The organism is Cronobacter sakazakii, assembly GCF_000982825.1.
Taxonomy (GTDB): Bacteria; Pseudomonadota; Gammaproteobacteria; order Enterobacterales; family Enterobacteriaceae; genus Cronobacter; species Cronobacter sakazakii.
Genome location: NZ_CP011047.1, coordinates 1,013,469 through 1,025,923, shown reverse-complemented (window position 1 = coordinate 1,025,923; position 12,455 = coordinate 1,013,469). Strand labels below are relative to the sequence as shown.

9 protein-coding genes, 2 tRNA genes and 1 rRNA gene are annotated in these 12,455 nt (G+C 56.6%); 2 read left to right on the top strand and 10 right to left on the bottom strand.

The window, feature by feature from the left end; genetic code table 11:
• Positions 1-32 precede the first annotated feature (32 nt).
• The 3 genes from CSK29544_RS04790 to CSK29544_RS04780 all read right to left on the bottom strand — a co-directional run bounded on the left by CSK29544_RS04790 (position 33) and on the right by CSK29544_RS04780 (position 1,828).
• A tRNA-Ala gene (locus CSK29544_RS04790) sits at positions 33-108 on the bottom strand.
• A gap of 33 nt (positions 109-141) precedes the next feature.
• Positions 142-218, bottom strand: a tRNA-Ile gene (locus tag CSK29544_RS04785).
• A gap of 68 nt (positions 219-286) precedes the next feature.
• A 16S ribosomal RNA gene (locus tag CSK29544_RS04780) occupies positions 287-1,828 on the bottom strand.
• A 466-nt stretch (positions 1,829-2,294) separates the two neighbouring features.
• Here CSK29544_RS04780 and CSK29544_RS04775 point away from each other — a divergent pair.
• On the top strand, positions 2,295-2,996 hold the full coding sequence (locus CSK29544_RS04775; protein ID WP_007902472.1) for a FadR/GntR family transcriptional regulator: 702 nt from the start codon (positions 2,295-2,297) through the stop codon (positions 2,994-2,996).
• A gap of 13 nt (positions 2,997-3,009) precedes the next feature.
• On the top strand, positions 3,010-4,404 hold the full coding sequence (gene mdtD / locus CSK29544_RS04770; RefSeq protein WP_007902465.1) for a multidrug transporter subunit MdtD: 1,395 nt from the start codon (positions 3,010-3,012) through the stop codon (positions 4,402-4,404).
• Here mdtD and rbsR read toward each other — a convergent pair.
• The 7 genes from rbsR to kup form a co-directional block, all read right to left on the bottom strand.
• The gene (gene rbsR, locus CSK29544_RS04765) at positions 4,401-5,384 is read right to left on the bottom strand and encodes a ribose operon transcriptional repressor RbsR (RefSeq protein WP_032973614.1); all 984 of its coding nucleotides are present in this window, start codon (positions 5,382-5,384) and stop codon (positions 4,401-4,403) included. The two genes, mdtD and rbsR, sit on opposite strands and share 4 nt — an antisense overlap.
• Positions 5,385-5,399: 15 nt before the next feature.
• Positions 5,400-6,329: a ribokinase gene (gene rbsK / locus CSK29544_RS04760; RefSeq protein WP_007902457.1), complete on the bottom strand. Its 930-nt coding sequence runs from the start codon at positions 6,327-6,329 to the stop codon at positions 5,400-5,402.
• Between the two features lie 65 nt (positions 6,330-6,394).
• Positions 6,395-7,282 (bottom strand): ribose ABC transporter substrate-binding protein RbsB, encoded by an 888-nt coding sequence (gene rbsB, locus CSK29544_RS04755; RefSeq protein ID WP_004386189.1) that lies wholly within the window; start codon positions 7,280-7,282, stop codon positions 6,395-6,397.
• A gap of 26 nt (positions 7,283-7,308) precedes the next feature.
• The gene (rbsC, locus tag CSK29544_RS04750) at positions 7,309-8,274 is read right to left on the bottom strand and encodes a ribose ABC transporter permease (protein ID WP_004386188.1); all 966 of its coding nucleotides are present in this window, start codon (positions 8,272-8,274) and stop codon (positions 7,309-7,311) included.
• 7 nt (positions 8,275-8,281) lie between these two features.
• Positions 8,282-9,787 (bottom strand): ribose ABC transporter ATP-binding protein RbsA, encoded by a 1,506-nt coding sequence (gene rbsA / locus CSK29544_RS04745; protein WP_004386186.1) that lies wholly within the window; start codon positions 9,785-9,787, stop codon positions 8,282-8,284.
• A 7-nt stretch (positions 9,788-9,794) separates the two neighbouring features.
• A complete protein-coding gene (rbsD, locus tag CSK29544_RS04740) occupies positions 9,795-10,214 on the bottom strand; it encodes a D-ribose pyranase (RefSeq protein WP_029039520.1) in 420 nt (139 codons plus the stop codon).
• A 192-nt stretch (positions 10,215-10,406) separates the two neighbouring features.
• A complete protein-coding gene (gene kup / locus CSK29544_RS04735) occupies positions 10,407-12,278 on the bottom strand; it encodes a low affinity potassium transporter Kup (RefSeq protein WP_007902452.1) in 1,872 nt (623 codons plus the stop codon).
• Positions 12,279-12,455 lie beyond the last annotated feature (177 nt).

Below are 12,455 nucleotides of genomic sequence, written 5' to 3'. Positions count from 1 at the left end.
GCAGTATACTCACTGAGTACACTCTGAAGTGATGGTGGAGCTATGCGGGATCGAACCGCAGACCTCCTGCGTGCAAAGCAGGCGCTCTCCCAGCTGAGCTATAGCCCCATCGTAGTTAAACCTCTTCAACTCCTGCGGAGTTGGTAGGCCTGAGTGGACTTGAACCACCGACCTCACCCTTATCAGGGGTGCGCTCTAACCACCTGAGCTACAAGCCTGTAGAGGTTTTGCTTCTTTACTTTCTATCAGACAATCTGTGTGAGCACGCGAGGTTGTATCTTTCAGGTAAGGAGGTGATCCAACCGCAGGTTCCCCTACGGTTACCTTGTTACGACTTCACCCCAGTCATGAATCACAAAGTGGTAAGCGCCCTCCCGAAGGTTAAGCTACCTACTTCTTTTGCAACCCACTCCCATGGTGTGACGGGCGGTGTGTACAAGGCCCGGGAACGTATTCACCGTGGCATTCTGATCCACGATTACTAGCGATTCCGACTTCATGGAGTCGAGTTGCAGACTCCAATCCGGACTACGACGCACTTTATGAGGTCCGCTTGCTCTCGCGAGGTCGCTTCTCTTTGTATGCGCCATTGTAGCACGTGTGTAGCCCTGGTCGTAAGGGCCATGATGACTTGACGTCATCCCCACCTTCCTCCGGTTTATCACCGGCAGTCTCCTTTGAGTTCCCGGCCGAACCGCTGGCAACAAAGGATAAGGGTTGCGCTCGTTGCGGGACTTAACCCAACATTTCACAACACGAGCTGACGACAGCCATGCAGCACCTGTCTCAGAGTTCCCGAAGGCACTCCCGCATCTCTGCAGGATTCTCTGGATGTCAAGACCAGGTAAGGTTCTTCGCGTTGCATCGAATTAAACCACATGCTCCACCGCTTGTGCGGGCCCCCGTCAATTCATTTGAGTTTTAACCTTGCGGCCGTACTCCCCAGGCGGTCGACTTAACGCGTTAGCTCCGGAAGCCACGCCTCAAGGGCACAACCTCCAAGTCGACATCGTTTACGGCGTGGACTACCAGGGTATCTAATCCTGTTTGCTCCCCACGCTTTCGCACCTGAGCGTCAGTCTTCGTCCAGGGGGCCGCCTTCGCCACCGGTATTCCTCCAGATCTCTACGCATTTCACCGCTACACCTGGAATTCTACCCCCCTCTACGAGACTCAAGCTGACCAGTTTCAAATGCAGTTCCCAGGTTGAGCCCGGGGATTTCACATCTGACTTAATCAACCGCCTGCGTGCGCTTTACGCCCAGTAATTCCGATTAACGCTTGCACCCTCCGTATTACCGCGGCTGCTGGCACGGAGTTAGCCGGTGCTTCTTCTGCGGGTAACGTCAATTGCTGCGGTTATTAACCACAACACCTTCCTCCCCGCTGAAAGTACTTTACAACCCGAAGGCCTTCTTCATACACGCGGCATGGCTGCATCAGGCTTGCGCCCATTGTGCAATATTCCCCACTGCTGCCTCCCGTAGGAGTCTGGACCGTGTCTCAGTTCCAGTGTGGCTGGTCATCCTCTCAGACCAGCTAGGGATCGTCGCCTAGGTGAGCCGTTACCCCACCTACTAGCTAATCCCATCTGGGCACATCTGATGGCATGAGGCCCGAAGGTCCCCCACTTTGGTCCGTAGACGTTATGCGGTATTAGCTACCGTTTCCAGTAGTTATCCCCCTCCATCAGGCAGTTTCCCAGACATTACTCACCCGTCCGCCACTCGTCAGCAGAGCAGCAAGCTGCTCCCTGTTACCGTTCGACTTGCATGTGTTAGGCCTGCCGCCAGCGTTCAATCTGAGCCATGATCAAACTCTTCAATTAAAAGTCTGATGCTCAAAGAATTAAACTGTTAGTTCGTAATGAATTAACTGTTGTTCACTTGAGACTTGATATTCGTTTATCGTCCGTAGACGTTAAGATATCAGTGCCCCGAGTGCCCACACAGATTGTCTGATAAATTGTTAAAGAGCGGTGCGACGCGGCCTTCAGCCTGCTGTCGCGAGGTGGCGTATATTACGCTTCCCTCTTTCAGAGTCAAGCGTTTATTTTCGCTTTCGTCTGCCTGACGGGCCGGCTCGTTTGCCGTTGTGCCGTGTCAGTGGAGGCGCATTATAGGGAGTTCTTCTCAGCTGACAAGAGGAAATTTAAAAAAAGTTTTCAAGCGCGCTTTTTTTCACCATTTATCACGTAAAACCGCCATATAGCCTGTTATTTGCCGTTTTTTACATCAGATCATGCCCTGCAGTGGCATACTACTGCGCGAAGTAAAGCTGAAGGAATTGCCATTATGTCGTTACTGGCGCATCAACAGGCCGCTCAAAAGAACCTTTCTTATGTCCTGGCCGAGAAGCTGGCGCAACGCATCCTTAAAGGAGAGTTCAAGCCAGGCGATATTTTACCTGGCGAGATGGAGCTGGGTGAACAGTTCGGCGTGAGCCGCACGGCGGTAAGAGAAGCCGTGAAAACGCTAACCGCCAAAGGGTTGGTTTTACCGCGCCCGCGTATCGGCACGCGCGTGCTGCCTCAAAGCCAGTGGAATTTCCTTGATAAAGAACTGCTGACCTGGTGGATGGGCATCGAAACCTTCACCACGGTGGTTAATCACTTTCTGGTGATGCGCTCAAGCCTTGAGCCTCAGGCCTGCGCGCTGGCTGCGCTAAACGGTACTGAAGAACAAAAGCAGCGCTTCAGGAAAACGCTTGATGAAATGGCCGCGCTACAGATCTCGTTTAACCGCGAGCGCTGGATAGAAACCGACATGGCCTATCATGAACAGATCTATGAAATGAGTGGCAATCCCTTTATGACCGCTTTCGCGAGTCTGTTCCGCTCCATCTATTACAATTATTTCACGTCGATAACGCACAACCAGGTTATCAAGCCTGACATTCATCAGGCGATTGCGGACGCCATTCTTTCTTCCCAAAGCGAAGAGGCCTATCGCGCCTGTCAGACACTTTTGCAGGCGACCGCATCGCAAGAAAAATAACAACAGGATCCGCATGACTAAAAAAGCGCGCAGTATGGCGGGCCTGCCGTGGATAGCGGCAATGGCCTTCTTTATGCAGGCACTGGATGCCACTATCCTCAACACCGCCCTGCCGGCTATCGCTCAAAGTCTTAACCGCTCGCCGCTGGCGATGCAGTCCGCGATTATCAGCTACACCCTGACGGTCGCGATGTTAATTCCCGTCAGCGGCTGGCTGGCCGACCGCTTCGGCACCCGCCGCGTCTTTATGACCGCCGTCTCCCTGTTTACGCTGGGCTCGCTCGCCTGCGCCATGTCCGGCTCGCTGAGTGAGCTGGTCATCTTCCGTATTGTGCAGGGTATCGGCGGGGCCATGATGATGCCAGTGGCGCGCCTCGCGCTTCTGCGCGCCTATCCGCGCAGTGAACTTCTGCCGGTGCTGAATTTCGTGACGATGCCAGGCCTGGTCGGCCCCATTCTTGGGCCGCTGCTCGGCGGTGTGCTGGTCACCTGGGCGAGCTGGCACTGGATCTTCCTGATTAATATTCCAATAGGCGTCGCGGGTCTGTTCTACGCGCGCAAATATATGCCGAACTTCACCACGCCGCGCCGCCGCTTTGATATGCCAGGCTTCTTTCTGTTTGGCCTGAGCCTGGTGCTGTTCTCAAGCGGCATGGAATTGTTTGGCGAGCGTATTGTCTCGACGTGGATGGCGCTCGCGGTTATTGTCGGTGGGTTATTGCTGATGATGGCTTATATCTGGCACGCCCGCCGACACAGCGCGCCGCTGATTTCGCTGTCTCTGTTCAGAACACGCACCTTTTCCGTTGGCATCGCCGGGAATATCGCTTCCCGTCTGGGCACCGGCTGCGTGCCGTTCCTCATGCCGCTGATGCTACAGGTGGGCTTTGGTTATCCGGCCTTTATCGCCGGTTGCATGATGGCCCCCACGGCGGTTGGATCGATTATCGCGAAGTCTGGCGTGACGCAGGTGCTGCGCTGGTTTGGCTACCGAAAAACGCTGGTCGGCATCACGCTGTTTATCGGGCTGATGATTGCACAGTTCTCACTGCAGTCACCGGATAATCAGGTCTGGCTGCTGATCCTGCCGCTGTTTGTGCTGGGGCTTGCGATGTCCACGCAGTTCACCGCGATGAATACCATTACGCTTGCGGATCTCACGGATGAAAGCGCCAGCGGCGGCAACAGTATGCTGGCGGTCACACAACAGCTGTCGATAAGCCTTGGGGTGGCGGTCAGCGCCGCGGTGCTGCGCTTCTATGAAGGGTTCGATAACGCCAACACCGTTGAGCAGTTCCACTACACCTTTATTACGATGGGCGTGATTACGGTGGTATCGTCGCTGGTCTTTATGCTGTTACGCCCGAAAGATGGCCGTAACCTCATAAAAGATCGCCACAAAGCCTAAGCGGAGCCGCGTACCATCAGCTCTGGCGTTAACTGCAAACGCTGCTGCTGAAGCTCCGGCTGCGCCATGCGATGAATGAGTACATCGATGGCCAGCTCGCCCAGCTCATCTTTGGGCTGATGAATGGTGGTCAGCGGCGGCGTCATATAGCTTGCAAGCTCGATATCGTCGTAACCCACCAGCGCGATATCCTGCGGAATGCGAAGGCCAGCCTGATAGAGCGCCTGGTAAGCGCCGACCGCCATCGCGTCATTCCCCATAAATACCGCCTGCGGCGGCTCGGGCAGCGCCAGCAGCGACTGCATCGCCCGCAGGCCGCCCGCGAATTCGAAATCGCCGATCACTTCATAACCTTCTGCCACCGGCAGGCCCGCGCGCTGCATCGCGGTGCGATACCCTTCCAGGCGCAGACGCGCCGGTGTTTTATCGAGCGGGCCAGTCACACAGGCGATGCGCGTATAGCCTTTGTCGATTAAATACCGCGTGGCGATATCGCCGCCTAAAAGCGAATTGTCCTGAATCACGTCGCTGCCGCCATCAAAAGGCGACCAGTCCATCATCACGGTCGGAATGGCCGGGTAGCGTTTCATAATGGCGGGCGAAGGCTGATGCGTTTCGGTACAGAGCAGCAGCAGTCCGTCGACGCGTTTTTGCAGCAGCGTCTCCAGATTGCGGTTCATGCGCTGTTCATCGCCATCGGTATTACACAACACCAGGCTATAGCCGCGCTCGAAGCAGCTACGCTCCACGCCGCGCACCAGCTCAGAGAAAAAGGGGTTAGAACTTGCGGTGATCAGCATCCCGATGGTGCGGGTCTGGTTGAGCTTCAGACTGCGCGCCAGCGCTGACGGCGCGTAATTCAGCGTTCTGATGGCATCCTCCACCCGCAAACGGATAGCCTCACTCACAAAGCGATCTTTATTAATGACGTGAGAGACGGTGGAGGTGGAGACACCCGCAAGGCGGGCGACATCTTTCATTGTCGCCACGATGGCTTACCCCTGCGCCTGTAAGAAGGCGTCAATCTCATCGCGCCACGGCACAGAAGGCTGCGCGCCAGGGCGCGTCACGGCTATAGCCGCGGCCGCATGAGCAAAACGAATGGCTTCAAGCATCGGCGTGCCTTCCAGCAGCGCCGTCATCAGCGCGCCGTTAAAAGTATCGCCAGCGGCGATGGTATCGACGGCTTTGACGCGAAAGCCGGGCACGCGTTGCCCTTCGCCGTTAACGCTCAACCATACGCCGCGGCTGCCGAGCGTAATAATGACCGTTTCAATGCCTTTCTGGTGCAGTACCCTGGCGGCCTGCGCCGCGCTGTCGTCATCAACGACTTTTACGCCGGTCAGTTTTTCCGCTTCGGTTTCATTGGGGGTAATGATATCCACCAGCGCCAGCAGCTCGTCAGAAAGCGCGCGGGCAGGGGCCGGGTTAAGAATCACGGTGGTCTGATTTTCATGCGCAATGCGCGCGGCCGCGATAACGCTTTCTACCGGCGACTCCAGCTGCATCAGCAGCGCGCGGGCGTTGGCGATTTTCTCCCGCTGTTCGTTAACGCGCTCGGGCGTCAACGCCGCGTTCGCGCCAGCGTGAATGCCGATCACGTTTTCACCTTCGCCATTAACGAAAATGAGCGCCACGCCGGTCGATTCGCCCGCAACGGCGCTGACAGGCGCGACATCAATATTGTCGCGTGAAAGCTGCTGGCGGATACGCTCGCCGATATCATCCTCACCCACACAGGCGATAAACGCGATATCCGCGCCGCTGCGCCCGGCCGCGACGGCCTGGTTGGCCCCTTTACCGCCGAACGCCACCTGATACTGGCTGCCGGTGACAGTCTCGCCCGGCGCGGGGAAGGCTTCAAGGTTAAGGATATGATCGGCATTGATACTGCCGAGAACGACGAGTTGGCCCGCGCTTTTCATAATGTGTATCCCTGTAAAAGCGCCACATCCTGTGGCGCGTTGCCCTGCTTTTCTTAATGTCGGTTTTATTTGATAACCAGCTTCAGGTCGACCGGGATGCGGGCGCGTACTTTCTCGCCTTTCAGCACTTTATCCGCGGTCTGAACGCCGATAACGCCGATCTGCTCCGGCTGCTGCGCTACGGTCGCGCTCATCTTACCATCCTGAACGGCTTTCACGCCGTCGGCAGTGCCGTCAAAGCCAACGACCATGACATCGGTTTTCCCGGCGGTTTGCAGCGCACGCAGCGCGCCCAGCGCCATTTCGTCGTTCTGCGCGAAGACCGCTTTCACATCAGGGTGCGCGGTCAGCAGGTTCTGCATCACGTTCAGACCTTTGGTACGGTCGAAATCCGCCGGCTGGCTGGCCAGCACGTTCAGCTTGTGCGCTTCTACCGCCTGTTTAAAGCCTTCGCCGCGCTCGCGCGCGGCAGAGGTGCCTGCGATACCCTGCAGTTCAATCACTTTCGCGCCGTCACCGGCCTGCTTGGCAATATAGTTACCGGCGATTTTACCGCCCGCGATGTTATCAGACGCGATATGGCTCACCACGTCGCCTTTCGACGCCATACGGTCGAGGGTGATGACCGGGATTTTCGCCTGGTTAGCCATCTTTACGGCGTTACCTACCGCGTCGGAATCGGTCGGGTTAATCAGCACCAGTTTGGTACCGCGCACGGTCAGATCCTGCACGTTCGCCAGCTCTTTCGCCGGGTTGTTCTGGGAATCCAGCACCACCAGCTCGTAACCCAGTTTTTCCGCTTCTTTCTGCGCGCCATCTTTCAGCGACACAAAGAACGGGTTGTTCAGCGTTGAAACCACCAGAGCAATCGTGTCTTTCGCCATCGCGTTGGCGCTGACGGTCGCGCTTAACGCCACGGCGGAAACCAGTGTAGCCAGCTTTTTCATATTCATAATCAGATGTCCTGTTGAGTAATGAGTTACTGCTTTTTGTTATCCACCAGCACCGCCAGCAAAATAACCACTGCTTTGACGATCATCTGGTAATAGGGAGAAACACCTAAGAGGTTCAGACTATTATTCAGGAAACCGAGGATCAGCGCGCCGATCAGCGTCCCAACAATGCGACCTTTACCACCGGCGAGGCTGGTGCCGCCGAGCACGACCGCCGCGATGGCGTCCAGCTCATAACCCGCGCCCGCCAGCGGCTGCGCCGAGGAGAGACGCGCCACTTCTATCACGCCCGCCAGCGACGCCAGCAGGCCCGACAGCGAATAAACAATAATTTTGATTTTATTAACGCTGATACCAGACAGACGCGTCGCCGCCTCGTTACCGCCGAGCGCATAGATATAGCGGCCCAGACGGGTGTGATGCAGCACATACCAGGTCACCAGGAACACCAGCGCCATGATCCACACCGGCGTCGGCACGCCCAGCGGGCGGCCAATACCGAACCAGCCAAACAGATCGGCGTTGTCATTAAACCCCGTACTGACCGGGCTGCCGTTGGTGTACTGAAGCGTCACCCCGCGCAGCAGCAGCATCATCACCAGCGTAGCGATAAACGCCTGTACGCGGCCCTTCGCCACAATCACGCCGGTCACCGCGCCGATAGCCGCGCCAAGCGCGAGGGCGGCAGCCACCGCCACCAGCGCGTTGACCTCAATGCCGACGAGCGAGGCGGCGACCGCCCCGGTTAGCGCCAGCAGGGAACCGACGGACAGATCGATACCCGAGGTAAGGATCACCAGCGTCATCCCGACCGCCATGATGGCGTTCACCGACGTCTGCTGGAGAATGTTCAGCATATTGTTAACGGTAAAGAAATTCGGGCTCAGGGTGGAGACAATCGCAATCAGCACCAGCAGGGCTATCAGCGACTTTTGCTCCATCAGCCACGCTTTTGTAAAAAAGCGACGAGTCGCAACGGTCTGGGTAGTCATACGTCTTTTACTCCTGGGTCACGCGATTGAGCTTGCCGACAGCCGCCGCCATCAGCAGTTCCTGGGTGGCCTGCTCGCGTGTGAATTCACCGCCGAGATGCCCTTCATGCATCACCATGATGCGATCGCTCATTCCCAGTACTTCCGGCATCTCAGAAGAGACCAGAATGATGCTCAGCCCGTCGGCTTTGAACTGGTTAATGAGCTGATAAATCTCTTTTTTGGCGCCGACGTCCACGCCGCGGGTCGGCTCGTCGAGGATTAGCACTTTCGGGCGCGTCATGAGCCCGCGAGCGATCGCCACTTTCTGCTGGTTGCCGCCGGAAAGCAGGCCAATGGCCTGATCCATTGACGGTGTTTTAACATTAAAGAGACGAATAAAATCGCCCACCGCCTGCTGCTCATCTTTATGCTTCAGGCTGCCGACGTCGCGGCTGAAATAGCGCAGCGCGGTCAGCGACATGTTCTCTTTCACCGACATGCCGAGCACCAGCCCGTCGCGTTTGCGGTCTTCGGAGATATAAACGATGCCGTTGGCAAGCCCGTCCTGCGGGGAGCGCGTCACTACCTCGCGGTTATCCAGCGTAACGCGACCGCCCGTGCGCGGCAGCGCGCCGTACAACACTTTCATCAGTTCAGTGCGGCCTGCGCCCATCAGCCCCGACACGCCGAGAATCTCTCCCTGACGCAGCGTAAAGCTCACGCCGTTGACGCCAGGGCCGCTCAGGTTGTCGACTTTCAGGCGGATCTCGCCCGGCGCTTTGTCGAGATGCGGGTATTGATCTTCAAGCTTGCGGCCCACCATCATTTCGATCAGCGTCTCTTCAGTCAGCGAGCTGACCTCACGCTCGGCGATAAACTGGCCGTCGCGCATCACCGTCACGTCATCGCAGATCTCAAAAATCTCTTTCATGCGGTGGGAGATATAGACAATCCCGCAGCCCTGCGCTTTCAGCTCGCGAATGGCGCGGAACAGGGATTCGGTTTCGGTATCGGTCAGGGCGTCGGTGGGTTCATCCATAATGATGACGCGCGATTCAAAGCTCAGCACTTTGGCGATTTCTACCATCTGCTGATCGCCTATCGACAGCTCGCCCACCAGCCGACGGCTGTTAAAGCGCAGGTTGAGCTTCGCCAGCAGTTTATCGGCTTCGGCGTACATCTTTTTCCAGTCGATTTTGCCGAAATGGCTGACAAACTCGCGCCCTAAAAAGATGTTTTCCGCAATCGAGAGCTGCGGGATCAGGTTCAGCTCCTGGTGAATGATACCGATACCGGCTTCCTGGGAAGCTTTCGGCCCGCTGAACGTGGTCTCCTGGCCAAGCCAGAGCAGCGAACCGGCGTCACGGGTATAGATGCCGGTCAGCACTTTCATCAGCGTGGATTTACCGGCGCCGTTTTCCCCCACCAGCGCCATCACGCGTCCGGCGTAGACATTCAGCGTCGCTCCGGAAAGCGCCTTAACGCCGGGGAAGGATTTATCAATGCCTTTGAGCTGGAGTAAAGGTTCCATGGCGGCCTCAGAATGTGACGCCGGCACAGAGAATGATATTCGCATACGGGGAACACTCCCCGCTGCGAATGACCGCCTGACTGTCTGCGGTTTTTAGTTTGAACTGTTCATGTGAAACATAGCGAACAGTGATGGTATTCCCCTGGTGCTGCTGCAGCCGCTCGATCTGCCCGAGCAACGTTTCGTGGAGCTGCGGATTATGCTGTTTAATCTCTTCTGCGAGGATCGCCGCTTCAACCTGCATTTCTTGCGTGACGACATCAACCACCTGTAAGAATCCCGGCACGCCCTGGGTCAGCGCGAGATCGATACGTTCAGTCGTGGACGGAATCGGCAGCCCGGCGTCACACACCACAACGGTATCCGTATGGCCAAGACGCGAGATGACGGATGAAATGCCGGAATGAAGAACGGTGCCTTTTTTCATTTTTTGCTCCATCAGCGAAACGTTTCGCTAACAGGGAGTGTATCCGGCGAAAAGAACAATAAACAAACACCACGTTGCGAAACTGTGATCGCCATCGAAACGTTTCGCTTAAGGAAAAACTGAGGAAAAAAAGAGAGCGCGCCCATCAACAAAAAACGCCTCCCGGAGTTCGGAAGGCGTTTCGCTTAAGGATTAAATCTCGACCTGTGTTCCCAGCTCGATAACACGGTTCGGCGGGATCTCGAACTGGTCTGGCGCGCGTAAGGCGTTGCGCTGTAAGAGGAGGAACAGCTTGCCGCGCAGGCGTAAATACCAGGGGCGATTATCGCCGATGATGAGCGACTCGTGCGACATAAAGAAAGAGGTTTCCATCATCCGGCAGCTTAAGCCCTCAAGCCCACAGCGGTGGAAAATTTCTTCCACGTTCGGCGTTTCGCGCCAGCCGTAACTCGCCACCACGCGCCAGAACGTCGGCGACAGCTGTTCAAGCGTCACGCGTTTCACATTATGGACGTAAGGCGCGTCTTCGGTGCGCAGCGTCAGCAGGATCACGCGCTCATGCAGCACTTTGTTGTGCTTGAGGTTATGCAGCAGGGCGAACGGAATGACGTTCAGCGCGCGCGACATATAGACCGCGGTGCCCGGCACGCGAACCGGCGGCGATTTCTCAAGCGAGGTGATCATCGCGTCCAGCGAGTTGCCATGCTCGTGCATGCGGCGCAGCAGGCGGAAGCGCTCGCTTTTCCAGGTCGTCATAATGATGAACATCACCAGACCCAGGCTTAACGGCAGCCAGCCGCCGGAGAAGAGTTTCTCCAGGTTCGCTGAAAAGAGCGGCACGTCGACACACAGAAACGCCACCACCATCAGGCCCACCAGGATGCGGCTCCAGTGCCAGTTTTTGCGTGCGGCGGTCGCAAACAGAATTGAGGTGAGAACCATCGTACCGGTCACCGCGATGCCGTAAGCCGCCGCGAGATTACTGGAGTGCTCAAAGCTGACGATGACAATCACCACCGCAAAATAAAGCAGCCAGTTCACTACCGGAATATAGATCTGGCCCGATTCCATCTCCGAAGTGTGAATAATGCGCATCGGCGACAGATAGCCCAGACGCACCGCCTGGCGGGTCAGCGAGAAGACCCCGGAAATGACCGCCTGCGACGCGATAACCGTAGCGAGCGTCGCCAGAATCAGCATCGGGATCAGCGCCCAGTCGGGGGCTAACAGGAAGAAGGGGTTTTTGATGGCTTCCGGCGTTTTCAGCAATAATGCGCCCTGGCCAAAGTAGTTCAGCACCAGCGACGGCAACACCACCGAGAACCACGCCACACGGATTGGCAGCTTGCCAAAATGCCCCATGTCGGCGTACAGCGCTTCAACGCCGGTGATAGACAGCACCACCGCGCCCAGTGCCGCAAAGGAGACCGCTTTATATTCCAGGAAGAAATGCACCGCCCAAACCGGGTTCAGCGCCTGCAACACTTCCGGATTGTTCAGAATGCTGCGCGCGCCGAGCACCGCCAGCACCAAAAACCAGGCAAGCATAATCGGCGCAAAGAGTTTCCCCACCATGCCGGTGCCGTGCTTCTGGATCATAAACAGCAGCGTCAGCACCACGATAGAGAGCGGAACGATATACGGATCAAGCGACGGCGCTGCGATCTCCAGACCTTCAATGGCCGACATCACCGAAATCGCGGGCGTAATCACCACCTCGCCATAAAAGAAGCTGCCGCCGATAAGACCCAGGATCACCAGCACCGACGTCATGCGCGCCGAGGTGTTGCGCCCGGCCAGCGACATCAGCGTCAGGATGCCGCCTTCACCGGCGTTGTCGGCGCGCATCACAAAGGTGAGGTATTTAAAAGAAACAACAAAAACCAACAGCCAGAAAATTAAAGAAAGAAAGCCAAAAACGGCGTCCCGCTCCACGCCAAACCCAAACTGGCCGGAAAGACACTCTCGTAATGTATAAAGCGGGCTGGTGCCGATATCACCGTACACCACCCCGATAGCCGCCAGCGTAATCGCAGGCAACGATTGCTTATTCTCAGTGCTCATAGACTAGTCTTCGTTGAAATCCCGTGTGCGCTTCGTCCCTTGGCCCACAAAAAGCGCACAGTATGCACGATTCGTTAAAAAATCGTACCCCTCAATCACCGAGTCTTTACCCAAATCAAGCCAAATAGATAATGGCATCAATCCATTATCAGCATGAATATGAAACGTCTATACTCG